Origin of the sequence: Cloacibacterium sp., assembly GCF_047601505.1 — a bacterium.
Taxonomy (GTDB): Bacteria; Bacteroidota; Bacteroidia; order Flavobacteriales; family Weeksellaceae; genus Cloacibacterium.
In genome coordinates this window covers 1037663-1064360 of sequence record NZ_JASGJD010000001.1, presented here as the reverse complement: position 1 = coordinate 1064360, position 26698 = coordinate 1037663, and the positions used below count along the sequence as shown (strand labels likewise).

At 31.4% G+C, this 26698-nt stretch carries 33 protein-coding genes and 1 other RNA gene; 9 read left to right on the top strand and 25 right to left on the bottom strand.

The genetic code is table 11. The annotated features are described in order from the left end of the window. The first annotated feature begins 182 nt into the window (after nucleotides 1-182). Both QM746_RS05125 and QM746_RS05120 read left to right on the top strand, forming a co-directional pair. Nucleotides 183-554, top strand: a complete 372-nt coding sequence (locus tag QM746_RS05125) for a DUF1573 domain-containing protein (RefSeq protein WP_414983226.1) — start codon at nucleotides 183-185, stop codon at nucleotides 552-554. Nucleotides 555-631: 77 nt separating this feature from the next. Further along, the gene (locus QM746_RS05120) at nucleotides 632-1510 is read left to right on the top strand and encodes a polyphosphate kinase 2 family protein (RefSeq protein WP_414983225.1); all 879 of its coding nucleotides are present in this window, start codon (nucleotides 632-634) and stop codon (nucleotides 1508-1510) included. A gap of 22 nt (nucleotides 1511-1532) precedes the next feature. Here QM746_RS05120 and rnpB read toward each other — a convergent pair. Next, nucleotides 1533-1841, bottom strand: an RNA gene (gene rnpB / locus QM746_RS05115) — RNase P RNA component class A. A gap of 136 nt (nucleotides 1842-1977) precedes the next feature. Here rnpB and QM746_RS05110 point away from each other — a divergent pair. Both QM746_RS05110 and QM746_RS05105 read left to right on the top strand, forming a co-directional pair. Beyond that, entirely contained in the window at nucleotides 1978-2472 is a 495-nt protein-coding gene (locus tag QM746_RS05110) for an RNA polymerase sigma factor (RefSeq protein ID WP_414983224.1), read from the top strand. Beyond that, nucleotides 2465-3142: a beta-carotene 15,15'-monooxygenase gene (locus tag QM746_RS05105; RefSeq protein WP_414983223.1), complete on the top strand. Its 678-nt coding sequence runs from the start codon at nucleotides 2465-2467 to the stop codon at nucleotides 3140-3142. Before QM746_RS05110 ends, QM746_RS05105 begins: the two co-directional genes overlap by 8 nt. A gap of 42 nt (nucleotides 3143-3184) precedes the next feature. On the opposite strand, the gene rpoN is transcribed toward QM746_RS05105, so the two are convergent. The 10 genes from rpoN to QM746_RS05055 all read right to left on the bottom strand — a co-directional run bounded on the left by rpoN (nucleotide 3185) and on the right by QM746_RS05055 (nucleotide 10944). Beyond that, nucleotides 3185-4654, bottom strand: coding sequence for an RNA polymerase factor sigma-54 (gene rpoN, locus QM746_RS05100; protein WP_414983222.1), 1470 nt, complete (start codon nucleotides 4652-4654; stop codon nucleotides 3185-3187). An 84-nt stretch (nucleotides 4655-4738) separates the two neighbouring features. Beyond that, on the bottom strand, nucleotides 4739-6187 hold the full coding sequence (gene asnS, locus QM746_RS05095) for an asparagine--tRNA ligase (protein ID WP_414983221.1): 1449 nt from the start codon (nucleotides 6185-6187) through the stop codon (nucleotides 4739-4741). Between the two features lie 73 nt (nucleotides 6188-6260). Next, nucleotides 6261-6722 carry a hypothetical protein gene (locus tag QM746_RS05090; protein ID WP_414983220.1) on the bottom strand — a complete coding sequence of 154 codons (462 nt, stop codon included), beginning with the start codon at nucleotides 6720-6722 and terminating at the stop codon, nucleotides 6261-6263. Nucleotides 6723-6733: 11 nt separating this feature from the next. Next, nucleotides 6734-7354, bottom strand: coding sequence for a hypothetical protein (locus QM746_RS05085; protein ID WP_414983219.1), 621 nt, complete (start codon nucleotides 7352-7354; stop codon nucleotides 6734-6736). Nucleotides 7355-7356: 2 nt separating this feature from the next. Continuing rightward, on the bottom strand, nucleotides 7357-8007 hold the full coding sequence (locus QM746_RS05080) for an LA_2272 family surface repeat-containing protein (RefSeq protein ID WP_414983218.1): 651 nt from the start codon (nucleotides 8005-8007) through the stop codon (nucleotides 7357-7359). An 82-nt stretch (nucleotides 8008-8089) separates the two neighbouring features. Next, complete coding sequence (gene rimM / locus QM746_RS05075; protein WP_414983217.1) at nucleotides 8090-8632, bottom strand: ribosome maturation factor RimM; 543 nt, start codon at nucleotides 8630-8632, stop codon at nucleotides 8090-8092. 72 nt (nucleotides 8633-8704) lie between these two features. After that, nucleotides 8705-9259 (bottom strand): 30S ribosomal protein S16, encoded by a 555-nt coding sequence (locus QM746_RS05070; RefSeq protein ID WP_414983216.1) that lies wholly within the window; start codon nucleotides 9257-9259, stop codon nucleotides 8705-8707. A gap of 80 nt (nucleotides 9260-9339) precedes the next feature. Beyond that, nucleotides 9340-9855: a nitroreductase gene (locus QM746_RS05065; protein ID WP_414983215.1), complete on the bottom strand. Its 516-nt coding sequence runs from the start codon at nucleotides 9853-9855 to the stop codon at nucleotides 9340-9342. Nucleotides 9856-9871: 16 nt separating this feature from the next. Next, entirely contained in the window at nucleotides 9872-10327 is a 456-nt protein-coding gene (locus tag QM746_RS05060) for a hypothetical protein (protein ID WP_414983214.1), read from the bottom strand. Nucleotides 10328-10413: 86 nt separating this feature from the next. Continuing rightward, nucleotides 10414-10944: an SRPBCC family protein gene (locus QM746_RS05055; RefSeq protein WP_414983213.1), complete on the bottom strand. Its 531-nt coding sequence runs from the start codon at nucleotides 10942-10944 to the stop codon at nucleotides 10414-10416. A 96-nt stretch (nucleotides 10945-11040) separates the two neighbouring features. On the opposite strand from QM746_RS05055, the gene QM746_RS05050 reads away from it, so the two are divergent. Together QM746_RS05050 and QM746_RS05045 are read left to right on the top strand one after the other, a co-directional pair. Continuing rightward, nucleotides 11041-13086 (top strand): M3 family metallopeptidase, encoded by a 2046-nt coding sequence (locus QM746_RS05050; RefSeq protein WP_414983212.1) that lies wholly within the window; start codon nucleotides 11041-11043, stop codon nucleotides 13084-13086. Nucleotides 13087-13132: 46 nt separating this feature from the next. Further along, the gene (locus QM746_RS05045; protein WP_414983211.1) at nucleotides 13133-13513 is read left to right on the top strand and encodes a YchJ family protein; all 381 of its coding nucleotides are present in this window, start codon (nucleotides 13133-13135) and stop codon (nucleotides 13511-13513) included. Here the strand turns inward: QM746_RS05045 and QM746_RS05040 are convergent. Beyond that, nucleotides 13510-13752 carry a VF530 family DNA-binding protein gene (locus QM746_RS05040; protein WP_414985122.1) on the bottom strand — a complete coding sequence of 81 codons (243 nt, stop codon included), beginning with the start codon at nucleotides 13750-13752 and terminating at the stop codon, nucleotides 13510-13512. The two genes, QM746_RS05045 and QM746_RS05040, sit on opposite strands and share 4 nt — an antisense overlap. 85 nt (nucleotides 13753-13837) lie before the next feature. Here QM746_RS05040 and QM746_RS05035 point away from each other — a divergent pair, with 85 nt between their 5' ends. Next, entirely contained in the window at nucleotides 13838-14497 is a 660-nt protein-coding gene (locus QM746_RS05035) for an SGNH/GDSL hydrolase family protein (RefSeq protein ID WP_414983210.1), read from the top strand. 58 nt (nucleotides 14498-14555) lie between these two features. Here the strand turns inward: QM746_RS05035 and QM746_RS05030 are convergent, their stop codons facing one another. The 3 genes from QM746_RS05030 to panD form a co-directional block, all read right to left on the bottom strand. Next, complete coding sequence (locus tag QM746_RS05030; protein WP_374362193.1) at nucleotides 14556-15056, bottom strand: FKBP-type peptidyl-prolyl cis-trans isomerase; 501 nt, start codon at nucleotides 15054-15056, stop codon at nucleotides 14556-14558. A 194-nt stretch (nucleotides 15057-15250) separates the two neighbouring features. Next, nucleotides 15251-16282 (bottom strand): lysylphosphatidylglycerol synthase transmembrane domain-containing protein, encoded by a 1032-nt coding sequence (locus QM746_RS05025; protein ID WP_414983209.1) that lies wholly within the window; start codon nucleotides 16280-16282, stop codon nucleotides 15251-15253. Nucleotides 16283-16293: 11 nt separating this feature from the next. Beyond that, nucleotides 16294-16644, bottom strand: a complete 351-nt coding sequence (panD, locus tag QM746_RS05020; RefSeq protein WP_414983208.1) for an aspartate 1-decarboxylase — start codon at nucleotides 16642-16644, stop codon at nucleotides 16294-16296. A 401-nt stretch (nucleotides 16645-17045) separates the two neighbouring features. On the opposite strand from panD, the gene QM746_RS05015 reads away from it, so the two are divergent. Next, entirely contained in the window at nucleotides 17046-17336 is a 291-nt protein-coding gene (locus QM746_RS05015) for an HU family DNA-binding protein (protein ID WP_374361916.1), read from the top strand. 136 nt (nucleotides 17337-17472) lie between these two features. Here the strand turns inward: QM746_RS05015 and pdxH are convergent, their stop codons facing one another. Continuing rightward, on the bottom strand, nucleotides 17473-18117 hold the full coding sequence (pdxH, locus tag QM746_RS05010) for a pyridoxamine 5'-phosphate oxidase (RefSeq protein WP_414983207.1): 645 nt from the start codon (nucleotides 18115-18117) through the stop codon (nucleotides 17473-17475). Nucleotides 18118-18140: 23 nt separating this feature from the next. On the opposite strand from pdxH, the gene QM746_RS05005 reads away from it, so the two are divergent. Continuing rightward, entirely contained in the window at nucleotides 18141-18689 is a 549-nt protein-coding gene (locus tag QM746_RS05005; RefSeq protein ID WP_414983206.1) for a YqgE/AlgH family protein, read from the top strand. A 174-nt stretch (nucleotides 18690-18863) separates the two neighbouring features. On the opposite strand, the gene QM746_RS05000 is transcribed toward QM746_RS05005, so the two are convergent. The 9 genes from QM746_RS05000 to QM746_RS04960 all read right to left on the bottom strand — a co-directional run bounded on the left by QM746_RS05000 (nucleotide 18864) and on the right by QM746_RS04960 (nucleotide 26597). Continuing rightward, complete coding sequence (locus QM746_RS05000; protein WP_374361934.1) at nucleotides 18864-19670, bottom strand: aminotransferase class IV; 807 nt, start codon at nucleotides 19668-19670, stop codon at nucleotides 18864-18866. A gap of 85 nt (nucleotides 19671-19755) precedes the next feature. Then, on the bottom strand, nucleotides 19756-20142 hold the full coding sequence (locus QM746_RS04995) for an START-like domain-containing protein (RefSeq protein WP_374361921.1): 387 nt from the start codon (nucleotides 20140-20142) through the stop codon (nucleotides 19756-19758). 159 nt (nucleotides 20143-20301) lie between these two features. Further along, nucleotides 20302-21480 (bottom strand): aspartate aminotransferase family protein, encoded by a 1179-nt coding sequence (locus QM746_RS04990; RefSeq protein ID WP_414983205.1) that lies wholly within the window; start codon nucleotides 21478-21480, stop codon nucleotides 20302-20304. A 51-nt stretch (nucleotides 21481-21531) separates the two neighbouring features. Continuing rightward, nucleotides 21532-21774 carry a hypothetical protein gene (locus QM746_RS04985; protein ID WP_414983204.1) on the bottom strand — a complete coding sequence of 81 codons (243 nt, stop codon included), beginning with the start codon at nucleotides 21772-21774 and terminating at the stop codon, nucleotides 21532-21534. 19 nt (nucleotides 21775-21793) lie between these two features. Then, a complete protein-coding gene (locus tag QM746_RS04980; protein ID WP_414983203.1) occupies nucleotides 21794-21928 on the bottom strand; it encodes a hypothetical protein in 135 nt (44 codons plus the stop codon). Further along, entirely contained in the window at nucleotides 21919-22248 is a 330-nt protein-coding gene (locus QM746_RS04975; RefSeq protein ID WP_414983202.1) for a hypothetical protein, read from the bottom strand. The genes QM746_RS04980 and QM746_RS04975 overlap by 10 nt, the downstream gene beginning before the upstream one ends. Before the next feature lie 11 nt (nucleotides 22249-22259). Next, nucleotides 22260-24011: an OstA-like protein gene (locus QM746_RS04970; RefSeq protein WP_414983201.1), complete on the bottom strand. Its 1752-nt coding sequence runs from the start codon at nucleotides 24009-24011 to the stop codon at nucleotides 22260-22262. Continuing rightward, complete coding sequence (locus tag QM746_RS04965; protein ID WP_374361928.1) at nucleotides 24011-24484, bottom strand: Fur family transcriptional regulator; 474 nt, start codon at nucleotides 24482-24484, stop codon at nucleotides 24011-24013. Before QM746_RS04965 ends, QM746_RS04970 begins: the two co-directional genes overlap by 1 nt. A 112-nt stretch (nucleotides 24485-24596) precedes the next feature. After that, nucleotides 24597-26597, bottom strand: a complete 2001-nt coding sequence (locus QM746_RS04960; protein ID WP_414983200.1) for a KUP/HAK/KT family potassium transporter — start codon at nucleotides 26595-26597, stop codon at nucleotides 24597-24599. Between the last annotated feature and the right edge of the window lie 101 nt (nucleotides 26598-26698).

The window sequence follows — 26698 nt, the reverse complement described above, 5'->3', positions numbered from 1 at the left end:
CTAAACTTTATCTATAGCTTGCAAAAATACGATAAAATAGTTAAATTTTAAATTCTAGAGCGTATAACATTAATGGTATAATTGTTGTTAAGTTTTAAAAGCTTAAATTAAATCTTAATTTTAATCTTTTTTTAAGAATTAATTTATAATTTTGACGTATAATTTTCAAAACAATATTAAAAATGAAAAAATTAGTTGGAGGTCTTTTATTATTTGGTACATTTGCATTTTCTAGCGCACAGACAATTACTTTCGAGAAAACTACTATAGATTACGGAACTGTAAAAGCTAATTCTGATGGAAATAAAGTTTTTACTTTTACAAATACTGGCGATAAGCCTTTAATTATAAGCAACGTACAACCAGGTTGCGGATGTACAGCTTCTGATTGGACAAAAGAACCTATCTTACCTGGAAAAAAAGGAGAAGTAAAAGTTCATTATAACACTGCTAATCTTAACGCATTTAAAAAAACAATTGATGTTTTTTCTAATGACCCAAAAAGCGGTAGAGTTACTCTTTACATCCAAGGAACTGTAGTTGCAGCTCAATAAATTAGCAAAAAATAACTTAAAATAATTAACCGTCTTTTTGGCGGTTTTTTTTATTTTTATATTCTAAAACTTGAGATATGGCTAACGATTTCACCAAAGAATTTCTAATTGAAGAAAACTCTAAATTCAAAATAAAAGATTACAAAACTTCTTACGAAGGAAATATAACCAAAGAAGAAGGAGAAAATTTATTGAAAGAAGAAAAACAAAAACTCTATTCTCTACAAGAAAAGCTCTATGCAGACGGAAGCCAATCTCTATTGGTAGTTCTACAAGCGATGGATGCTGCAGGAAAAGATTCTCTAATAGAGCATGTTTTCGGTGGTGTAAATCCTCAAGGCTGTGAAGTAACGAGTTTTAAAACGCCTACTTCTAAAGAGTACAGCCATGATTTTATGTGGAGACATTATATTGCTTTGCCCGAAAAAGGAAAAATTGGCATTTTCAACAGAAGTCATTACGAAAATGTATTGGTTTGCAAAGTACATCCACAATACAATTTGAGTGAAAAAGTATGGAAAGATGTTTCAGATTTTGACGAAAAATTTTGGGAAAACAGATATGAAAGCATTCAAGATTTTGAAAAACACCTGGCAAGAAACGGCACCAAAATCGTGAAAATATTTCTTCACGTTTCTAAAGAAGAACAAAAACAAAGATTTCTAGACAGAATAAACGAAGGAAATAAAAATTGGAAATTCTCTACAGCAGACCTTAAAGAAAGAGCTCTTTTTGGCGATTACATGAAAGCCTATGAAGAAGCCATTAACAAAACCAGCAAAAAACATGCACCTTGGTTTGTAATACCTGCAGATCAAAAATGGTTTGCCAGACTTGCAACTCTTCAAATTATTATTAACGCTCTAGAAGAAATGGATTTACATTATCCTGAATTGCCAAAAGAAGAAAAGGAAGCTTTAGATGAAGCAAAGAAACAATTGGAAGAAGAAAAATAAAATCTTTTAAATTTAAAAATAAACCACAAGAAAAACTATAAGCCGGATTCTGTTTCCCAACGAATTGGGACGCTTGTTATTTATCTACGATTTGCATTGCTACAAATCTTGAGCTGTTTACCCCTCATCAACGGACGAGCCGCCCTTAGCTGATGATATACTTAACATTGCACCACATAGAGTTTACCTGTTTTCACTACAGCCGAACTGTACTTGCTTTCTGTTGCACTTGTCCTACGCTTGCGCGCGACGGATGTTATCCGCTATGTTGCCCTATGGTGTCCAGACTTTCCTACCCAGATTTCTCCGAATCAACAAGCCGTTTTTCTTGTGGAAGGCAAAGATACGGAAATTGTTGAAAGTCCGAAGATGGAAGTTTGGATTTATAATCTTGAAAAAAATTAACATTTTGATTGATTAAAAAATTACACTTTATTCTTATCTTCGCTACTTAAAATTAACAGGCTTTGGACGCTAAACAGAAAGAATTTTCTCAGTTGGTAAAAAATAATCAGGGGCTTATCCTAAAAGTTTCCAGATTATACACCAACTCTCTGGAAGACGAACAAGACCTTTTTCAAGAGATAGTGTTACAACTCTGGCGAAGTTACGACTCATTCAAAGGACAGTCTAAAATCACCACGTGGATGTACAGAGTTGCTCTAAACACTGCAATCACGCTTTTTAGAAAAAAAACAAAATCTCCTCAAACAGACGAGTTGATGGATTTTCATCAACGGGCGTTTATGGAAGATGATGGCGAAAAACAACAACAAATTTCTTTGCTCTACAAGGTGGTAAAAATGCTACCCAATGTGGAAAGAGCAATTGTAATGATGTATCTAGACGATATTCCTTACAAAGAAATAGCAGAAAACCTAGGGATAACCGAAGTAAATGCAAGAGTGAAAATGAATAGACTTAAGAAAACCTTAAAAGAACTAATGTTACAGCATGGCTAATCTAGATTTCGATATAGACGATTTAAAAAAATCTTGGCAAGAACAAAAAGTGCCCGAAGTATATCAAACTTCGGAAATTGAAGCCATGCTTAATAAAAAATCTAGAAATTATGTAAAATATATTTTTTGGATAAGCCTTGTTGAATTTTTATTCTTTGCTCTGCTCAGCATTTACACCATTTTTTCGTCTAATAATAATGAGAGCTTTCTCAATATGATGAAAAAACTAGGTTTAAGGGTTACTCAAGATATAGAAATGAATTTCGGGCATCTTTATTTAGGGCTAAAGATTTTCAGTTTGCTTATTACTGCTATTTTTGTATTCCTATTTTATAAAAATTACAGAAAAATAAAAATTGAATGCAACCTCAAAAATCTCATTTTACAAATTATAAAATTTAAGAAAACGGTAAATGCTTTTATCCTCATCAATATTATTTTGCTTATTCTTTTCACTTTTGTAATTACATTTTTTACAATCTATTCTTTAAAAATTCAAAATATACACTTACAAAATTCTACCATTATTGGTTTTTATGTAGGTACAGCAATAAGTCTTGCATTTGGAATTGTACTTGTATTGCTTTATTACCGAATTGTCTACGGAATTATTATGAGACGATTAAACAAAAACTTGAAGCAGCTTCAAAAAATAGAAGAAGAACAATAAAATTCATAAAAAAACCTTCAGACAATTCTGAAGGTTTTCCTTTTATAATTCTTTTCTCAATCTCGCGACCGGAATATTGAGTTGTTCTCTATATTTCGCAATAGTTCTTCTGGCAATATTGTAACCTTTTTCTTTCAAAACTTCTACCAGAGCATCGTCTGTAAGAGGTTTTCTTTTGTCTTCGTTGCCAATTACTTCTTGCAAATGATTTTTAATTTCTTTGGTAGAAACTTCTTCGCCATCATCATTGGTTAATGAATCTGAAAATAAGTTTTTCAACAAAATAATACCATTGGGCGTATCTGCATATTTGCTTTTTACAACTCTGGAAATGGTAGAAATATCAAAACCTGTAATATCTGCAACATCTTTCAGAATCATTGGTTTAATATTTTTTTCGTCGCCCGTTAAGAAATACTCTTTTTGCAATTTTACAATTGCCATAATGGTTTGCATCAAAGTATTTTGACGCTGATTTATCGCATCAATATACCATTTTGCGGCATCTAACTTTTGTTTGATAAAAAGTGCCGCTTGCTTGTGTTCAGAAGAATTTTTATCATGAGAATAAGTGCTCAAAATTTCTTTATATTCCTCCGAAACTCTTAATGTAGGAGCATTTCTACTATTCAACAATGGGATTACATTTCCATCTTTTATCTGAATTACAAAATCTGGAATAATCTCTTGGTTAATGGTGATAGTTTGCGTGTCAAAATTACCACCAACTTTCGGCGAAAGCTTAGAAATTACATCCAAAGCATCTTTTAAATCTTCTTCTTCAATATCATATTTGCTGATAATTTTAGCATAATGTTTATTGGTAAGTGCATCAAATTGATGTCTCAGAATATTACCTGCCAGAATTACGGCTTTATCTCCACTTACTTTTTTTTCAATCTGAAGAAGCAAACATTCTTGTAAATTTCTTGCTGCAACACCAGGAGGATCTAGCTTCTGAACATAATTTTCCAAAACATATTTCACCCTTTCTAAAGTGGTATAAATGCCCTGAGAAAAAGCCAAATCATCTACCAAAGATTTTAATTCTCTTCTCAGATAACCATCATTATCCAAATTCCCGATAATATATTCTGCAATTTTCAAATCATCACCTTCAATATTAGACAAGCGAATTTGCTCCATTAGATAATCATAAAGAGATTGCCCTTCTGTGAGAAGGCTTTCGTTGTCAAACTCTTCATCATCTGCCGAATAATTGCTAGAAGCCGTTTTATAAGAAGGTTCGTCGTCGTACAAATATTCATCTACATCAAAATCTGTCTCTATGCTTTCGTTGCCTTCTTCTTCGTAATCGTTATTATTGTCTAAACTAGAAAAATCATCATCTCCGGTTTCTTCTTTTACAACTTCTAACGCAGGATTTTCTTCTAACTCACGCTCAAGCTCTTCTTGAAATTCTAGCGTATGAAGCTGTATCAACTTCATCAACTGAATTTGCTGCGGAGCTAATTTTTGTCCTAATTTTAATTGTAGGTTTTGTTTGAGCATTGTTTATTGTTTAGAAATTCAAAAATAAGTTTTTTGATTTCTGAATTTGTTACATTTTTATTTCAAAATTTTGCAAAATTCTACTTAGAATTCAGCATTTTTTGGAGTTCTAGGAAAAGGAATTACGTCTCTAATGTTTGTCATTCCTGTTACGAAAAGGATTAATCTTTCTAAACCAAGACCAAAACCAGCGTGCGGAACAGAACCGAATTTTCTGGTATCCAAATACCACCAAAGTTCATGCTCATCTACGTGCATTTCAGTCATTTTTTGTTTTAGAACATCTAATCTTTCTTCTCTTTGCGAACCACCAATAATTTCTCCAATTCCTGGGAAAAGCACGTCCATTGCAGCTACAGTTTTTCCGTCTTCGTTTAATCTCATGTAGAAAGCTTTAATTTCTTTAGGATAATCAAACAAAACTACAGGACTTTCGAAGTGTTTTTCTACCAAATAACGTTCGTGTTCAGACTGTAAATCTGCACCCCATTCTTCGATTGGAAATTGGAATTTTCCTTTTTTATTTTCTTTAGAATTCAATAAAATTTCGATAGCTTCAGAATAAGAAACTCTCATAAAACGTTTTTTAATTACGTTTTCTAATTTCTCTATTAAGCCTTCTTTTGCTCTATCTTTTTCTGGTTTTTGTTTTTGTTCTTCAGCAAAACGTTGGTCTAAGAATTTCAAATCGTCTTTGCAATTCTCTAAAACATAACCAATTACATATTTCAAGAAATCTTCTGCCAAATCTATATTGTCTTCCAAATTATTGAAAGCCACTTCTGGTTCTACCATCCAAAACTCGGCAAGGTGACGTGTAGTATTAGAATTTTCTGCACGAAAAGTTGGCCCAAAAGTATAAACTCTTCCTAATCCCATTGCTGCAGTTTCAGCTTCAAGCTGACCAGAAACCGTTAAATTAGTTTTCTTACCAAAGAAATCTTGGTCAAAATCAATTTCTCCGTTTTCGTCTCTCGGAATTTGATTCAAATCAAAATTGGTAACTCCAAACATTTCACCAGCACCTTCTGCATCGGCACCTGTAATGATTGGCGTATTCATGTAGAAGAAATGATTTTGGTTAAAGAATTGATGAATCGCAAAACTTACAGCACTTCTCACTCTGAAAACCGTCCCGAAAAGATTGGTTCTGAATCTAAGATGCGCTTGGTCTCTAAGTACTTCTAAAGAGTGTTTTTTGGGTTGAAGAACCGTTTTTTCCATTTCTTCGGAAAAATTATCTCCAAGAATTACAATTTTTTTAGCGATGATTTCAATATCTTGACCTTTTCCTTCGCTTTCTATTACTTCGCCAGTAATTTTAAGAGAAGAAGCTGTTTTGATATTCTTAATGATATTCTCGTCGAAATTTTCGAAATCAACAACAATTTGTAAATTATTAATGGTAGAACCATCATTCAACGCGATAAAACGGTTTGAACGGAATGCTCTAACCCAACCTTGTACGGTAATGTCGTGGTGTAATAATTTTTTATAATCACCAAGAATTTCTTTAATAGTCTGCTTACTCATAACTTCATAAATACTATGGAAGGCAAATTTATGAAATTTTGGCGTAATTTTTGATTGTAGGGATAAATTTATTCTACCAAATAAAACTTAAATCTGCTATATCTTTTCTTTTTGTTAGTTTTAATGCTAACTCTATGCTAAGTCCATTTAATTTTAAATTAGAATTATTATAGCTCTTAGAATACCCCAATCCTACATCAAAATAATTAAAAATAGACAATCCTGTAAAAGAATAAAGATTTTGATTTGTAGTTCCAAGTTTAAAATAACCTATACCATAATTATACCTAAAATATAAATCTGGAATGAAATAAATTTTTTCTTTTGAATAAGATATTCCGCCACCAATTCCTAGTAAAATTAAATTAGGAACATATTTACCTTGATTATTATAAAGCATAAATTCATTTCCTACTTTCAATTGATTTTCACCTGCATATTGATAATCAACATAATAAATGGGTTGAAATTTCTTTTCTTGAGAAAATAAAAATATGGAAATTAAAAATAGAGAAACATAAATTATTTTTTTCATAATTACAAAATTTAAAATTTATAAACCATCCCAAGAGAAAATCTGAACATATTCATTTTTTCTGGAAGATGTTTTTTCTCAACCCAATAAATTGGCAAGTAATTTATTTTAACTTCTGCACCAATTTTATTTTTGAAAACTCTTAAACCTTGACCAAAATTAAATGTAGGAAGAGATCCTAAACCCGTATCAATTTCAACCGTTTTTTCTTGTTCGTAAGGATTTTCGTACTCTGTTTTAGGTATATTTCCTCTATCAAAACTAATCGCACCGAATAATAATTCTGACGTCCATTCTAAATGAAAATCTCTTATTCTTTTTGATTTCACCATTTTTATTCCAAAATCAAAATTAATTCCTGTGGTTTTAGTTTGATAAATACTATCGTGTTTAATGTAAATCAAAGGATTTTTATTCCCAGAGAAATAAATATTAGCACCATATTCAATATGGATATTTTCTTCAATTTCAGACCTTCTAAAATAAGAAACTTGCACTCCATTTTCGGTAAAATTCTTTGCAGTTGCGTAATAGTAATTGGTATTCACAATGTTTTTTCTGAAAGAAAAATTTTCTTGCGCCGAATTAGTAACAAAAAAAAACATTAACCAAAAAACAATATTCCTTTTCATTTTTAAAAATTGATTAATGGCAAACTTCTTTTTCCGTTTTTGTTCCAGAAACCAATTTGTAAGCCTTTCATTTTATTGGTTTTATTGAAAAGTCCTAATTGTAAACCTTTTAAGTCTTCAGCGTCATTAGATAAACCGATTTGTACTCCATTAAAATTTTCAGCATAATTCCCAAGAAAAGCAACATTTAAACCATTTCCTACATCTGTATTATTAGAAAATCCAGAAATATGAATTCCATTGAGTTTTTTGGAAGTGTTGTTATAAAAATTTACAGAAATTCCATTGGTTGCAAAAGCGTGATGATACATAGAAACACCAATTCCATTCACTTCTTTAGCATCAGTAGTTCCACTTGTAGAAAAATGAATTCCATTGATTACAACGCTTCCATTATCTTTTTCGGGAGCAGGAATTGCTTTTGGAAGAAGTGGATAAATGATAACGACAGGATTGAATTGAAGATTAAATCCATTAATTTTTTGTCCATCATAAGCATCTAAAACACCTACATTAATTCCATTGACGTTATCTGATAAATTTTTCTTTGGCGAAAAAGAAATAAATTTTGTTTTTCTCAGAGAATCTGAATTTTGAGAAAATAAAAAAGTTATACCTAAAAATAAATTGAATATTAGAAATAGTTTTTTCATTGTCTTGAATTTTAAAAATTACAAGACAAAACTATGCTGAACTTTTCTAAAAAAAATTGATTGAAATCAAGAGTCGAAAAAATTATTCGTCTTTTTTAGAAGGTACCAAGAAAACATCCATCAAACCGTCTGGCAATTGCATGGTGATGAATTTTTCATCTCGGTTTACTTCTAAAATCCAATCTTTAATAATTGGGATAATGATTTCTTTATCTGCTAATTTAAGAATAAAATAATGTTGTGCTGTTTGGTCGTTCACTTCAACAATATTGCCACAAGATTTACCATCTTCTTCTCTTATCTCAAAACCTGTCACTTCGTGGTAATAAAATTGGTTACCAGAAAGTTTTGGCAATGTAGAAAGTGGTAAAAACACATTTTTACCAATAGATTGCTCTACAAGTTGTTCGGAAGAATTTTTGAAGGTAATTATTTTAGAATTATCATTTCCCCATTGTTGTTTTTCAATAAAAAAAGGCACTAAAAGCCCATTTACTTCTACAAAAATCCCTTCTAATTTATTGTACAATTCTGGTTGGTCTGTATCTAATTTCAGAATTACATTTCCTTTTAAACCGTGTTTTCTAGTAATTTTTCCTAAAAAATAGCAATCTTTTTTGTTCATTATAGAAGTTTTAAAAATGAGAGAGGCGCGAAAAATCGCACCTCTACAAATTTAGTTATTTTTTTAAACTGATTAAGCTTCTGCTTCAGTTCCTTCAGCTTCAGCAGCAGGAGTTTCTTCTGTAGTTTCTTCTACAGGAGCGTTTGCAGCTTCTTCAGCAGCTTTAGCCTCAGCCTCAGCTTGTGCAGCAGCAGCAATTCTTGCTTCGTTTACTTTAGCTTCAGCTTCTAGAGCAGCTTTTTTAGCATCAGCTTTAGATTGTGCTAAACCATCTTTTTTAGAATTTACAGCAGCTTCTTTACTTTCTAACCAAGCGTTGAATCTTTTTTCAGCTTCAGCTTCATCGAAAGCACCTTTAGCTACACCACCTTGAAGGTGTTTTTTAAGTAAAGCTCCTTTGTAAGAAAGGATAGCTCTAGCAGTATCAGTTGGTTGAGCACCATTGTTTAACCATTTTACAGCTGCATCTACATCTAATTCGATGGTTGCAGGGTTTGTAATTGGGTTGTAAACACCTAGTTTTTCGATGAATCTACCATCTCTTCTAGCTCTAGCGTCTGCTACTACGATGTGAAAAAAAGGTTTTCCTTTTTTACCGTGTCTTTGTAATCTGATTTTTACTGACATATTGTTGTGAATTTAGGGGAACTCGTCCCTGTTAATATTTTAAGTCTGCAAAAATAAGAATTTTATTCATTATCAGCAAATTAATTTTGAATCATTCCCATAAAAAATAAACCATAGCATTTTTGGTTTTCTTCAAGTTCTAAAAATTTGCCTAAATAATCTTTCATTCCTGGTGTTCCCCAGTAAGCTCCAACATTATTTGCAACACAAGTTAAATGCATATTTTGCACTGCCATTGCTGTAGCAGCTATTTCTTCCCATTCTGGCACCAAACCGCTAAAATTAACAGAAACGGTAAGTACAACATTAGATTTAGAAAATTTATTGCCAATATCTTCGTATTTTTTTTGAAGAAAAAGTTGTTCTGGAGTAATTTCTTTATACAACCGTTGAAGTTCTTTTCCTAAATTCAATTTTTCTTCTCCTCTAAAAACTCTAAAACGCCAAGGTTTAGTTCTTTTGTGATTAGGAGCAAAATTTGCTGCATTTAAAATTTCTTCTAAAACCTCTTGCTGAATATCTTCTGTGGAATAATCCTTAGGAAATATACTTCTTCTTGTTTCTATAATTTCTTTTAATATTTCAGATTTTTTCATTTTTTATTCTAAATTTTTATAAAACTTCTATTATTTCTTGATGAATTCTATTCAGTACAAAGGAATCTCCTACAGATTTCCCTGCCATAATTTTATACATTGGACTTTCTGTAGAAATGGCATAAAAACGAGTATTTTCTAAGAAAAATTCGCCCAAAGAAACCGAAATATAAAATCTCGCTTTATTAGTAATTACCAAAGAACCTAGTTGTACGTTCGTAGAAGTGGAATTAAGAACTCTCTGCATTTGTTTTTGCATAGATTTAAGAGAATACATTTGCTTATCTAAGTGGTAAATTTCGTCTTGCATCTCTTCTCTTATAGAATCGTATTTGGAAGCTTTCTTTATTTCTCTGGTTGCTTCCAAAGTAAAATTAAGATAAAACTCTAGTTTTTTAATTTTACCATTAATTTGATCTTTTACAAAAGTTCTTATATTTTCTTTATTGTAGTATTGTTTCCGCATCTGCATTTTTCTATCCTTGCCAAATATAAAAACAAAAAACCTTCCAAAAAAATTGAAAGGTCTTAGATTTTATTAAAAACAGCAATAGAAAATTACTTTTCTGCAATTTCTTTCAATTTTTGCAATCCTTTGCCAAAATCTTTATCCATTTGACTATCCATTGTCAATTTCATTAAATTCATAGGATAATTCATTTCCGTATCGAAAGTCCATGTTACTTTAGTGGCGTTTCCTTGAGGTTCTAGAAGTACATCTGCATCTGCACTAGCTTCAAAAGGTTTTATAAAACGAATATTTATAGAAGATTTTTTATTAGGTTCTAATGCCGTAATTTTCTCTTCTCCTTCGCCAGCTTGCTCGTTTCCACTCCAATGATACGTATCACCAATTTGCCCTGAAACTCCAGAATAAGTTTGTTTCATGTTTTTATCATAATCCATAAAAGGACTCCAAGAATTTACGGCTTTCATAGAATTTACGTTCTGCCAAACTTTTTCTACAGGAGCATTAATCACTATAGATTTTTCATAATGGTATTTTTTCCCTACAGCTATCATTGCAATCACAATTACAAGAAATATAACTATGAAAAAAACCAACAAAATTTTAAAAAATTTTTTCATAACAATTAAGTTTTATGTTTTATCAAAGATAAATAATTTGTTTTTAATTAAATTTGAAAAACTTTTTAAAACACATCAAATAATTATTCAAATACAATGAATCCACTTTTACAAAAATTCAACACCAAATATAACTCTGCACCTTTTAATGAAATTAAAGAAGAACATTATCTTCCTGCTTTCAAAGAATTGATAGAAATTTCTAAAAAAGAAATTGAAAAAATCGCTAATAACACAGAAGAAGCTAATTTTTCTAACACCATTGAAGCTTTGGCTTATTCTGGCGAACAACTAGACGTAGTTTCTAATATTTTTTTTAATCTAAATTCTGCGGAAACTAATGATGAAATACAGAAAATAGCACAAGAAGTTTCGCCACTTTTATCAGAATATTCATCTCAAATTTCTCAAAATGAAGAACTTTTTGCCAGAATTAAAAAGGTTTTTGATGAACAAGAAAAATATACTCTGAACGAAGAACAACAAATGCTTCTGAACGAAACGTACAAAGGTTTTGTAAGAAATGGTGCACTTTTGAACGACGAAGACAAGAAAAAATTAGAGAAAATCAATATGGATTTATCTCTTAAATCGCTTCAATTTGGGCAAAATGTTTTGGCAGAAACCAACAATTATTTCAAACATATTACAGATAAAAAAGATTTAGCAGGAATTCCAGATGCTATTCTCGCACAATATGCCGAAGAAGCCAAAGAAAGAAATTTAGAAGGTTATGTAGTTACACTTCAATATCCTAGCTATATTCCTTTGATGACGTATGCAGAAAACCGAGAATTGCGAAAAGAATTGGCTTTAGAAAGTGGTAAAAAAGCATTCAAAAATAATGAATTCGACAATCAAAATCTTATCAAAGAAATTGTAAAACTAAGACAAGAAAAAGCAGAACTTTTGGGTTACAAAAGCTTCGCAGATTACGTTTTGGAAGAAAGAATGGCAAAATCTCCTGCCAAAGTTTTTGAATTTTTAAATGAACTTCTGGAAAAAGCAACTCCTTTTGCACAAAAGGAAATCAAAGAGCTAAAATCTCTTGCAAAAGCCGATGGAATTGAAGAAATGCAAAGTTACGACCACGCTTTTTACGCCGAAAAACTTCGCAAAGCAAAATATGATATTGATGATGAAGAATTGAAACCTTATTTCCAATTAGACAAAGTGGAAGAAGCGGTTTTTGGCTTAGCAAATCAACTTTTCGGGTTAGAATTTGTAGAAATTAACGATGTTCAAAAATACCATCCAGAAGTAAAAACCTACGAAGTTAGAAGTCAGAAGTCAGAATACGGAAGCAATAATTTTGTTGCTTTGCTTTATGCAGATTATCACCCGAGAAAAGGAAAAAGAGCTGGAGCTTGGATGACGAGTTTTAAATCTCAAAAAATAGAAAACGGCGAAAATATTCGTCCACATATTTCTGTGGTTTGTAATTTCACGAAGCCAACTGCGGAAACGCCAAGTTTATTGACTTTCCAAGAAGTTACGACGCTTTTCCACGAATTTGGACACGCTTTGCATGGAATTTTGGCAAATACACAATATCCAAATTTGTCGGGAACTTCTGTGAAATGGGATTTTGTAGAATTGCCTTCTCAATTTTTAGAAAATTACTGTTACGAACCTGAATTTCTGAAAACTTTTGCCAAACATTACCAAACTGGCGAAGTTTTACCAGACGAAAAAATTCAGAAAATATCTGATTCTAAAAACTTTATGGAAGGTTACCAAACCTTGAGACAACTCGGTTTTGGAATTTTGGATATGACTTATCATAGTGAAATTGCAAAATCGCTGGATGTAAAATCGTTTGATGTGAAAAATTTCGAAGACGAAACTACCTCTAAAACGAATTTGTACCCCAAAAATCCTGAAACGGTGATGAGCACAAGTTTTTCGCATATTTTCCAGGGTGGTTATTCTGCGGGATATTACTCTTACAAATGGGCAGAAGTTTTGGATGCTGATGCTTTTCAATATTTCAAAGAAAATGGAATTTTCAATCCTGAAATTGCTGCAAAATACAAAGTTTTACTTTCTAGCGGCGGAACAAAAGACCCAATGGAATTGTACAAAAACTTCAGAGGAAGCGAACCAAAAGTGGAAAGTTTATTGAAGAGAGCGTTTGGATAATGGAAAGTTGAAAATTGAAAATGACAACCAATCTAAAATTTGAAATTTGAAAAAATCTTGCCCTTGTTGTTCAGGAAAATTATACGAAGAATGTTGCGAACCTTTTCATTCTGAAGAAAAATTTGCACCAACTGTGGAAAAACTGATGCGTTCTCGTTTTTCCGCATTTGCTATTCCGAATGGTGAATATCTTTGGAAGACGACATTGCCTAGCAAAAGGAAATTTCACGATAAAAATGATTTGGAAAGTTGGGGAAAAGAAAATACTTGGACTAAACTAGAAATTATACAATCTAGCGAAAAAGAAGTAGAATTTAAGGCATATTTCACAGATAAATTCGGGAAAGAAAACATTCACCACGAATTTTCTACATTTAAAAAAGTGGATAAAAAATGGTATTATGTTTCGGGGAAGTTTTTAGATTAAAGCAAGCCTTTTTTCTTCTTTTGCCTCAAAACATAAAGATAAAGACTTTCTACTTTTTTCCTTGCCCAATCTGTTTTTCTTAGAAATTTAAGCGAAGAATTAATGCTCGGATTTTCGTTGAAACAACGGATATTAATTTGTTTCCCTAGTTCTTCGAAACCATTGTAATAATCTACCAATTCTTCTAGAATTGCATCTAATCTTTTCCCGTGAAGAGGGTCTTTAGAAGGTTGTTGCATCATTTTGTAAAATTATTGATTTTATGATGAAAAACAGAATTTTGTCCAAAACTTATTGCTTACCTTTGATTGTAAATTCAACCCAATGAAAAATTCAATTCTAACTTTAGCTTTAACATTAATGTCAACAATATTTTTCGCACAAGATTACGCCAATTACGCTAAATATGAAAAAGAAAATACTATTGTAAAATCTCAAAATACAGCACCAAATGCCGTTTTTATGGGAGATTCTATTACAGAAGGTTGGTTTAATAATGACCCGAAATTCTTTACCGATAACAATTTTGTTGGCAGAGGAATTTCCGGACAAACAACTTCGCAAATGCTTTTGAGATTTAGAGAAGATGTAATTAATTTAAAACCTAAAAAAGTAGTTATTCTTGCAGGAACCAACGATATTGCTCAGAACAACGGTCCAATTTCTTTAGATAAAATTTTCGGAAATATTATTTCAATGGCAGAACTAGCAAAAGCAAATAAAATAAAAGTGGTGATTTGCTCTGTACTTCCTGCTTACGATTATCCTTGGAGAAAAGGTTTAGAACCTGCAAACAAAGTAATTGCCCTTAACGAACTATTGAAAGATTACGCCATAAAAAACCACATTTCTTATGTAGATTATCATACTCCACTTAAAGATAAAGACAATGGTTTGCCAATAGAACTTGCTCCAGACGGTATTCATCCTAATAAAATTGGATACGAAAAAATGGAAAAAATTCTGATGAGCGTTTTGAAATAACTAAAAAATCCCGGAAAAAAAATTTCGGGATTTATATTTTATAAAATTGAATCGAAAATTAGTGACCAGAATGTCCGTCAATTCCGTGAGCGTGACCATGTGCTAATTCTTCTTCTGTAGCTTCGCGGTGATTTACAATTTCTACATCGAAGTGTAAAGTTTTTCCAGCCATTGGATGATTAAGGTCTGCAATTACAGCTTCTGGAGTAACTTCTAAAACTACTGCTTGAAAATTATTACCATTATTGTCTGAAAGTGGCAAAATAGCTCCAACTGGTGGAATACCAGATTCTTTGAACATATCTAAATGCAATTGTGCTACGGCATCAGGATTTCTCTCTCCATAACCTTCAGCAGGCAAAATGGTAAAAGAAGCTTTATCGCCAGTAGTTAATCCTTTGATATTTTCTTCAAATTTTGGAATCATCATTCCAACACCGTATAAAAAAGTAAGCGGATTCTCCGCATCTGATTTTTCTACAAGAACTTTTTCGTTATTTTCTCCATCAGTGTGAAGAATGTAGTTTAATGCTACTACGTGTTTGTTGTCTATTGTCATAATATTGTTAATTTTAGAGAATCCTCTATTTGCATTGAGAAACATCAATTTCCTTACCTTTTGGAAAAACAAGACATAATTCTGCCAAATTGACCTAATAACAAATTTCCACTATACAATAAAAACCTACTTCTGACGAAAATTGTTTAGATTACATTAAAAGCAATTTCTAAAAATTGAGTTTTATTGTTCAATTATTCTGAAATTTTAGTTGAATTCACGGCTTCATTTCTGGCTTTTGCCAACATTGGTATGGAAATAAGTCCCATTGTAAGCATAATAAACAATTGTAAAGTATGAGAAATTACAGCATAAGTAAAACCAATCTTTGTGCCTTCTTCAAAAGTACTTCCAACGGAAAAAAACAATGCTCCAATTCCTAATTTCATTGCAAAATGATAAGCTCCAATTCCTCCCGAAGCTGGCACCATCATTCCTAAAGTACCTACAACAATTACAAAAAATCCGTCAGCAATAGTAAAATGAGAAGTTTCTGGCATAGCAAAACAAACCAAATAAGCTGCCATATAATAAGAAACCCAAATAGCAATGGAAAGAAGTATAAATTTCCCTTTTTGTTTTAGTTTGAAAATTGTTGCTAAACCATGAAATATCCCCTCAACAAAAATTATAATTTTACCAATAAATGGAAGATGAACAAATTTGTCTTTAAACTTAAAAAAAAGTAGACTTCCTATAACCAATATAACTAAAACTCCAATTAAAAAATTAGGATTAAATTTAATACCAGATTTTTCATAAAAAGTAAGAATTGCTTCTTTCTTAAAAAGGACAGTCAAGACCAAAAACCCTAACATACAAACCAAATCTACCACTCTTTCCAGAATAATAGTTCCGAAAGATTTATCAACAGGAACTTTTTCTACACCATATAAAGCTGTAGAACGTGCCAATTCTCCACTTCTAGGAATGGTAAGATTCATTAAATATCCGAAAGAAATCGTCCAAAGTGAGTTAGAATTAGAAATTTGGTAACCCATTGGTTCTAGTAACAAATTCCAACGAATAGCTCTAAACCAATATGCTAACAAACCAAAAACCATAGCAGCCAAAACCCAGAAATAATTTGCTTTCTCTAGTGACTCCTTGATCTCCTGTGGCTTTATCCCCCTGAATGCCAACCACATAAACAATGCAGCAAAAGCTAATGATATTAATACGGTAAGAACTTTCTTTAGTAGAGAAGATTTTTTATTGGTTTCCAAATTTTGTATATTTAGGTTAAAAGATTAGTATTTTCGTCTGGGAAAACAATTTTTGGTTGAAAAGTCTCTGCCTCTTCCACAGACATTTGAGCATAAGAAATAATGATAATAACATCACCTTTTTGCACTTTTCTGGCAGCAGGACCGTTTAGGCAAATTTCTCCAGATTTTCTTTTACCTTTTATCACGTAAGTATCAAAACGCTCACCATTATTTACATTTACAATATAAACTCTCTCACCTACTACCAAACCAGCAGCTTCTATAAGCTCTTCATCTATGGTAATACTGCCAATATAATTAAGGTCTGAAGCAGTAACCGTAACACGGTGAATTTTTGATTTAAAAACTTCTATAAACATGCCGCAAATTTAATCATTTTTGAGAGATTAGAACGGAAAATTTCATTTTTAAAAAAATATGTAATTCATTGATTTTCTCAATATAACAACAGATTTTAGCAGCTAATTGCCTTATTACTTACATTTTAGCAATAAAATCACAATAAAAAATAAATAATTAACAAATTCATAATTTCAAAATTCATTAAACAACCATTTAAAAAACACCGTATTAATAGTATCTAACAAGGAATTAAACTCTTGTAAAAGCAACTTTTTCGCAACACTTCTAATTATCATATTTCAGTTAAATTAAAGCAAATAGTACAACAATTGCTAAAATTGTGAAAAAAATTTGTGTAATTTGAAAATTGTTATATATTTGTCTTAACGTAACAAATTAACAATTAATATTTACAACTATGAACAAGTCTGAATTAATCGACGCAATCGCAAAAGATGCTGGTATCACTAAAGTTGCTGCAAAAGCTGCTCTTGAATCTTTCATTTCTAATGTTACTGAGACTCTTAAAAAGAAAGACGGTAAAGTTGCATTAGTAGGTTTTGGCACATTCTCTGTAGCTGAAAGAGCTGCTAGACAAGGGATTAACCCAGCTACAAAAAAACCAATTAAAATTGCTGCTAAGAAAGTTGCTAAATTTAAAGCAGGTGCAGAACTTGCTACTGCAGTTTCTGGTGCTAAAAAGAAATAATTAATTCAATAGAAAAATTATTAGAGCGCCGAAACTAAGTTTCGGCGCTCTTTTTTGGGATTTTTTCAGACTAAAAACAATAAAAAACCGAGGCAACCAATGGTTGCCTCGGTTTTTGGTAAAATATTTTTAAATTTTAAGGTGCTAATCTTGAAACTTTCCAATCATAATCTTCCTGAAGTTCATATATAATCCTGTCATGCAATCTATTAGGTCTGCCTTGCCAAAATTCTATTTCGTAAGGCTTTGCAATATAACCTCCCCAATTCTCAGGTCTTGGGATTTCCTTATTTTCAAACTCCTTTTCTAATTCTTCCAATTTTTCTTCCAAAAATTCACGATTAGGAATTACAGAACTCTGCGGCGAAACTACAGCTCCTAATTGGCTACCTTTCGGTCTGGAATGGAAATATCCATCGCTAAGATTTTCAGCAACTTTTTCCAAATTTGCTTTTATAATAATTTGTCTTTCTAAACTCGGCCAGAAAAAATGCAAACAAGCCTTATTATTCGTTTCAAGAGCCTTACCTTTCTTGCTATTATAATTGGTGTAAAAAATAAAACCTTCCCAAGTATAAGCCTTCAAAAGTACCATTCTGGTTCTAGGACAACCATCTGCTTCAACAGTAGAAACCGACATTGCATTAGCTTCAGAAACCGCAGAATTTTCCTCAGCTTCTAAAAACCAATCTCTAAACAACTCCAAAGGATTTTCTTTTATTTGATTTTCAAGTAATTGAGATTTTTCGTAAACTTTTCTTTTGTCATAAAGATTTTCCATCAAAAATTTTTTAAATTTGATTTATGAATTACTCTTACAAAGGTAAAATTTTAATTTCTACTCCTGATATTTCTGGCGATATATTTTCCAGATCAGTAGTTCTTATTATAGAACATGACGAATCTGGAGCTTACGGAATGATTTTAAACAAAAAAAATCACGGTATGAGTAGTAAATTACTAGAAATTTTTGGTTTTAATGTAGAAGTTTACGAAGGTGGACCTGTAGAAAACGATAGAATTTCCTTTATTATAAAAGGATTGCCTTTTACAGAAAAATACTCTACCATTGATGAGTATTTTCATATCACCGAAGACATAGAAGAAGTAGTTTCTGCAATTATTGATGGGAAATTAGACGTAGAAAACATAAAAATTTTTTCGGGATATTCTGGTTGGGGCGCCAACCAATTAGACAATGAAATTCAAAATAAAATGTGGACTCCGGTAGAAATTTTCAATTTAGATTACACATCTCCCAACGATCAAACTTTATGGAAAAATATTATGCAAAATCTTGGTGGTGAATTTCTACTTTGGGCAAATTCTCCAGAAGATGTAAGCATGAACTAAATAAATTTTAACAAATTTTTATTAAATATTTTAGAAATTTTTAGGACACTTACTTCGTTTTAAAATAAATTAAATTAGCAAAATAAGAACTCGGTGAAGGACTATTAAAAAAGTTGTTTCCCGAGTTCGTCTATTATAAAAGATCCTTCCCGAAGAACGAGAAGGATTTTGTATTTAATTAAAACTATTTTTCCAAGAATCTAGCATTGCTTTAAATCTTTCGTTTCCAAATTCTTTATTTCGAATTTTAGAAACCGTAAAGATTCCTTTTTCGTCTGAAATCATCAAAATCTCTTCTGCTTTCTGACTTTCAAAAGCGCTTAACTCTGCTTCTTCTATTGTTGCTAAATTATTTTTATGAACAAAAGTTACAAAATTTTCCATCAAAGGAGAAATATAAGCACCTTCCGTTTGTTTGGGGATTTTTATAGAATTTTCTTCTAGTAAAAGCAGATTACCAAAGATTGTTCTGGCTATTTTTTTATTAGGATTAAGCAAAATTACATCGTCTAAATCATTTTCCTTTGCATAAATTTCTGCGTAGATATTTTCCGGAGAATGCACTTTAATATTGCTTAAAACATTGGTATTTACAGAAATTTCCTTTATCAAATCGAGGTTATATTTTTCTGTAATTTTCAGCACATCTTCTTTTGGTTTTAATTCAAAATAAAAATGCACAGGTGTTTTTGCAGAAAGAACTTCGTCTCTATTTCTATATGCTAAAAGTTCTATCACAGCATTGCTGATATTTTCTTCTTGAATTGCTTTTAAAAACATTTCTGAGAAAAATTCTAATGTAAAAGAAAGCGGAATATTCATTCTCATCTTTCTCATAGAAGCCATTAAAAAGAAATAGCATTCTTCTGCCATTATCAATTGAGAATTTCTAACAAAAAAGTGAGTTTTTACTGCATCTCCATACAAAAAAGCATTATTTTGAAACGCTTTGTCTGTATTTTTTTCTCCGTCTATGTAAATCATAAAAATGAATTTAAAAAGTTATAAAAAACAAAAAATTGATAACTGAAGGCTCAATTATCAATTTTTTTATGTGTTAAATAAGTTAAGCTGCGCCTAATTTAATTTGTAAGTTTTCAATGAGATTGTCCCAATATAATCTGCTCTCGTTTTCGTCTCCTTTTTCACAAAAATCTGTAATATTAAGAGAGAGGTCATTGGTAATTTCGTCTACCGTAATGGTTAATTCGAAGAAATATTTAGTACCTTCATCTTCTTCCCAACGAAATCTCACAAAGCTTTCTGGCTTGTATCTAATTAAAGTAGCTTTTTCAGCGGAACCACCATTCCAACTAAAATAGAAATCGTCACCTCTTTCTACTACCTCATCTGCAAACCATTCTGCAAGACCTTCCGCACTGGCAAGATACTCATACAAAATCTCTGATTGACAATGCATTGAATATTCAAAATGTACTTTAGTTTTCGTCATATAACACCATTTTTTTGGTGTCGCAATATATAAATTAATTTTATATTTTTGCAATAGTTTTGTGATAAAAATGCATATATTTTTATGAATTTTAGCATAAAAAAGTGTTTTCAAGATTTTTGAAAACACTTTTTTGATAATTTTACATTTTTAATTCAATTACTCTATTTCGTCTAGGGCTTCAAGTATAATTTTACAACCTTTTTCAATATCACCCTCCGTTAAAGTAAGTGGTGGAGAAATTCTCATAAATTCATTTCTATACAATTGCCAAAAAACAATCAATCCTTTTTCCATACATCTTTTTGCAACTCTTAATGTATAATCTGGAGATCCTAATTCTACAGCCAGCATTAAGCCTCTACCATTGATTTTTTTAATCTTAGGATGAACCAACAACGCTCTGAACAATTTTTCTTTTTCTTCCATTTCGTTCATCAATCCACTATCTAAAATTTCTTTTAAAGTAGCATAACAAGATGCTGCAATAAGAGGATTGCCTCCAAAAGTGGTAATATGTCCTAATTTTGGCGAATGTTGCAAAGATTTCATAATTTCTACAGAACTCATAAAAGCTCCCACAGGAACTCCGCCTCCCATTCCTTTTCCCATTACCAAAATATCTGGCACCATATCATAATGTTCGAAAGAGAAAAGTTTACCCGTTCTACCAAATCCTGGCTGAATTTCGTCTAGAATTAATAAAGCACCTACTTCTTCGCATCTTTTTTTCAAATTTTTGAAATAATCTTGAGAAGGCGTCAAAAAACCCGCAGCTCCTTGAATGGTTTCTGCAATTACACAAGCTGTTTTTTCTGTAATTTTAGAAAATTCTTCTTCATTATTAAATTCGATAAAACTTACCATTGGCAACAACGGACGAAATTCTCTTTTATGAACTTCGTTTCCGGAAACAGACAAAGCACCATGTGTATTGCCGTGATAGGAATTTTTCATCGAAATAATCTCTTCTCTACCAGTGTATCTTTTTGCCAATTTAAGAGCGCCATCTATTGCTTCTGCACCAGAATTTACCAAATAAGTAACTTCTAAAGGCTTTGGCGTTGCTTCTGCTAACAATTCGCATAACGCGACAGGCTTCTCCTGTGCATACTCTCCATAAACCATTACGTGGAGATATTTATCTGCTTGCTCTTTAATTGCATTGATAACTTTTGGATGAGAATGTCCCAAAGTATTGGCAGAAACGCCCGCTACAAAATCTAAGTAAGCCTTACCATCTTTACCATAAATATAATTTCCGACTGCTTTTTCCACCTCGAAACCAGATGCAAAAGGCGTGGTTTGTGCTTGATATTTAAAAAACTCTTGCTTCATAGTGCAAAGATACGGAAGTTGAGAGTTGAAAAGTTGAAGATTTTTTAAAAATCAATCTAATATTTTCAAATCTGATTTTAAAATAAATAAAGAATTTTTAATAGGATTATGATTTTCCAAACCATAAGAATCAATATTACAATAGAATAAAACAACAAATCTATCTCCATTATCTTCTAATATTCTTCCTTTTTGTCCAATTAATAACCAATAATTTTCATTTTCATAAACTTTTTTTGGCTTAATTTGCTTGCCATTAAAACTTTTGAGAGTAATTTCATCGCCTATTTTCATGAATCAATATTTTATAAATCTAATTTTCTGTTGGTGATGATTTCAAAAGTCCCGCTTCTTTTAATTTCAAATTCACTTTTTTATTAAGATCTATCATCCAATATTTTGTATTATTTTGAATTCCTTCCATAATAGGTTTAATATTTAACAACATTTTTTACCTAAATCTGATCTATAGAACTTAGTTAATTCCTCAATTTCAGTCTCTGAATATATAGTACAAAGAAATTCAGCATTCTTTTCTGTTAAAGCTTCTACATTGAACAATGATTCATTTTCTTTCCAAAAAGATTCGGGAATATTTTTATATTTTAATTTAAATAAATTTAATATTTCATTTTTATAGTCTTTTTCATAAATTTGATTGAATATACTTGAAAATTCTTTTGCTTTCTCAAGCTTTTTTGATTCATTTTGAGAATAAACCATCACAATAAAATTAAATGTAAAGAGCAGTAATAATATTTTTTTCATGGCTAATTATTTTATAATTTCCTTTCCCTTTTTATGGTTTTAGGTTTCTTTTTTTCTTCTTCTTTCAAACGAATTTCTTCTGCTTTTTTGAAAAGCGAATCGTCTGTTTCATACGTTTTTTCTTCATGATTTGGAGTATCTACCAAAATATCCTCCCATTTAAGCGGTCGGTCTTTGGTATCCCAATTATAATCTGGAAACTTCCGTTTATCTGGTGCAATTTTACTCATCGGATAAATTACATTATCCGCTCCAATATTACACGCCAGAATTTGTATTTTTCTATCTTCGAAAAGCGCTTCTATTTCTCCACAATTTGCAATTGAAATCCCTATTCTATCTACTTTTTTAGTTTTAGTATTTTCAGAATCTGCATAAGTGATAGATTGTGCATTACCAATTACTTTCGCCAATTTCATTTCGTTATTCTGATAAAAAACGGTCATTAATTTACCTTTCACCTGATGAAACTCATCTTTCATGGTAAGAGAATCTACTTTACTGATGGCAAAAGCGTTTCCTCTAACCTTCAAAGAATCTATATTTTCGTCTTTTGTATTGAAGTAAGCTTCTATTTTATCTCCGGTAATTTGTTTTTCGCCACTCCAAAAAATGGGTTTAGTAAAAAAGTGAAGAACGCCATCTGTTTCATTGAAACTAAGAGAATCTGAACGTCCTTGCGCTTTGGTCATGTACATTCTTACTTTTTTGTAAGCACGCAAAAAACTTTTTTTCTTGGTTTTATCTGCCGAATCTGGTTTTTGATAGGTTAAAAACTTCTCTGCAGCAATATAAGCCGTATCATTTTTGAGTTGTTTCACCGCATACGGTTTTTGAGTAACCATGGCAGAATCTTTTTTCTCAAAAATTTCTCCATAACCACCTTTTATATATCTATTTTCTTTTGGGTCGTCTAATCTTACATTTCCATCAGCTTTCCCAAAACCTGTAAGCTGATTGTAATACATTTTATCACCCGTTAAAACCTTACCGTTGTAATGTATTCTAGAATTTTTATTGAGATAAACCTCCTTTTCCGTCATTAGATATTTACCATTTTCGGTGTAAACATAGTTAGACGGTTTTTGCTTATTGGTAATATATGTAGGTCCGAAAAAATCTGCAATATTGGTATCTTGATATTGTTTTATATTTTTGCCTTCTACTCTATATTGCGCATTATTTATGGTATAATTCCCTGTAAATTCATTCATTTTTGAATCGATAAAATAGGTAGCCGTTTGAGACCACATGGTGGTTTTACCATCATTAATTGTTCCGCCTAAGTTGAAATAAGCCGTGTTTTTTATTCTGTCATAATACAAAACATCTGTAGAAATAGTTTGCTTCGGGTCTGTAAGTACAACGTTTCTTCGGGCAATCCCACGTTGGGTTTCTCCATCATACTCCATTTCTTCCGCTGTAATTCTGTTTCCGTCTGAGGTTACTAAAATTACGTTACCAATGGCTTTTACAAAATTTTCTTTATCGTAATAAATTACTCTATTTGCAGTAAGTACAGCACCGTTATGTTGAAATTCCACATTGCCGTCAAAAAAAGTATTTCCGCCATACATATCAGGTTTTCTAAGCGTAGAATCTGAGTGAATATATTTTACTTTTTGGGCAGGTTTAGCATTCGCTGAGTTCTCTTTTTGGAAGAACGCATCTTTTGCTGGTGGAGTTTTAGGATTAATTTTATCTATTTGCGCAAATGAAAACTGAGCAAACAATAGGATGAATAGGAAAAATAATTTCTTCATTACTTCTTTTTGTGGCCGTAAAAATACAAAGAGTGGGTATCAATTTTCACGCCAAAAGCTTCTTCTATAGATTGTTTTATCCCTTGAATTCTAGGATCACAGAATTCAATAATTTCTGCAATTTCTTTATCAGAATCTGCTTTGTAAATTACCAAATGATCGTGCTGTTTATCAAAATAAGATTTTTCGTAAGACGAAGAAGACATGGTTTTTTCTCCAAACTGGTGTTTACGAATAAGCCCAGCATCTAAGAAAATTTCTATGGTATTATAAATGGTAGCTTTACTTACATGATATTTTTTGTTAATCATAATTAAGTAAAGATCGTCCACATTAAAATGGTGATCCATATTATAGATTTCTTCTAAGATAGCATATCTTTCTGGGGTATTTCTATAAGATTTGTCTTGAAGGTATTGCTTCAAAACATCTTTTATCACTTTTATATTTTTTTCTTTTTGGGTTGCGTCCATCTTTTTGTTTGAAAAACAAATTTATTAATAATTTTGAATAGAAACATCAATTTCTATAAGTGAAAAAATCTAAAAAAGCCTCAATTAAAAATATTGAGGCTTTGCACTTTATCTAAGATTCGTATCTTCTGAATTCTTCTAAAGTAATTTTGTCCTCCCTTATTGGGTTGTACATCAGCGGAACCGACTCTACCAAAACATTGTGTGGCGCAAGACCATACGCTTTGAAATCGCTACTACCAATATATTTCACAAAATTATAAATATTAAGTGTAATTTTTTCTTTAATGGTTAACAAGAAATCGTTAATGTAAACATTATCAATAATTACATATTTTAAATCTGGTGGCACGTTGTGATTTCTAAGCGAAGGATGGCTACTTCTATCCGGAATTGTACCGTCTTGCATCATGTCTGCCAAGACTTGATTAAAATAGTCATTAAGTTTCCTATCAACTTTAAACCCAAGTAAAAAATTAATTTTATAAATTGTACCAGGCATTACCTCATCAATAGAATATTTGAAGGTAAAAGGGTCTTCTTGATTAATGATATTCAAAATAAAATAATGGTCTGCTCTTTTTGGCTGAGCGCGCATAATGGAATAAATTATTTTAGATTCTACCTCATCTTCGCGTTTTGCACGGCTTAAGAAAGCTAAGTTAGTTGCATATTTCGGAATAGATTCGTCTAATTTAATATCTTTTATGGTAGAAACATAATCTCTAAGTTTTACAAATTTTATAAAATTTTGTTTAATCATTCTGCCATTATACCAAGCGTACATACATACCGCAACAAAACCACCTAAAACAACCGTAATCCAACCGCCTTCGAAAAACTTAATGATATTAGCACCAAAGAAACCTAACTCAATAGCAAAATATACTAAGGCAAACATTCCTATAAAAATTTTACTTACTCTATTTCTCCACAGCCAGAAAATAAGCAAAACTGTTGTCATAAGCATTGTAACGGTAATAGAAAGTCCGTAAGCCGCTTCCATGTGCACCGATTCTTTAAAGTAAAATACAACTACAATACACATAATTAGCAAGCCCCAGTTAATTCTTGGAATATACATTTGACCTTTAAGACCAGATGGATATTCAATCTGTTGAAATGGCCAAAAATTAAGAGACATCGCTTCTGAAAATATGGTAAACGAACCTGTAATTAAAGCCTGAGACGCAATAATTGCTGCTGCTGTAGCCAAAATAACCGCTGGAATAATTAAAAACTGAGGAAGCATACCAAAGAAAGGATTAGTACCCGTGAAAACCATATTATAGTTCTCTAACAACCAAGAACCTTGTCCTAAATAATTAAGAATAAGCATAATTTTCACAAAAAACCAACTCACTCTAATGTTTTTAGCTCCACAATGTCCTAAGTCTGAATACAATGCTTCAGCTCCCGTAGTACATAAAAAAACCGCTCCTAAAATCCATAAAGCATTAGGAGAATTTACAATCAGTTTAAATGCATAATATGGATTGAATGATTTTAAAATTTCTGGATGATATTGAAGATTTATCACTCCCATTGTCCCCAAAAACAAGAACCAAATTACCATTACCGGACCAAAAAACTTACCGATAAAACTGGTGCCAAACTGTTGAACTACAAAAATAAACACCAAAATAACAGTTGTAATTCCTAAAATAGGACTAATGCCTAGTTCTAAACCATCAATCTGTTTAAGACCTTCTATTGAAGCCATTACCGTAAGAGAAGGTGTTATAACTCCGTCTGCAATTAATGCCGAAGCACCAATAATCGCAATTAAATAGAGCCACTTCATTCTCATTTTTTTCACCAAAGAAAACAACGCCAAAATACCACCTTCACCTTTGTTGTCTGCTCTTAAGGAAATAAGAACATATTTAATGGTAGTTTGCAAAGTTAACGTCCAAATAATACAAGAAAGAGCTCCTTCTATATACTCTTCGGAAATCATTTGGGCTTCTTTACCAGATTTTATAATGGCACTCATTACATAGAGCGGAGAGGTACCAATATCTCCAAAGACAATTCCTAAGGAAACCAGTATCCCTATAAAGCTTAATTTTTTAGTGTCAAAATGATGACCCCCAGCTAAAACGTCAGACATTTATTTTAATAGTTTAGTGTGCAAATTTAATCTAATTTCTAAATTAATTATTCTTTTGTTTTCTTTTTTACAAATTAAAACACAATTCTTATTTTACACTT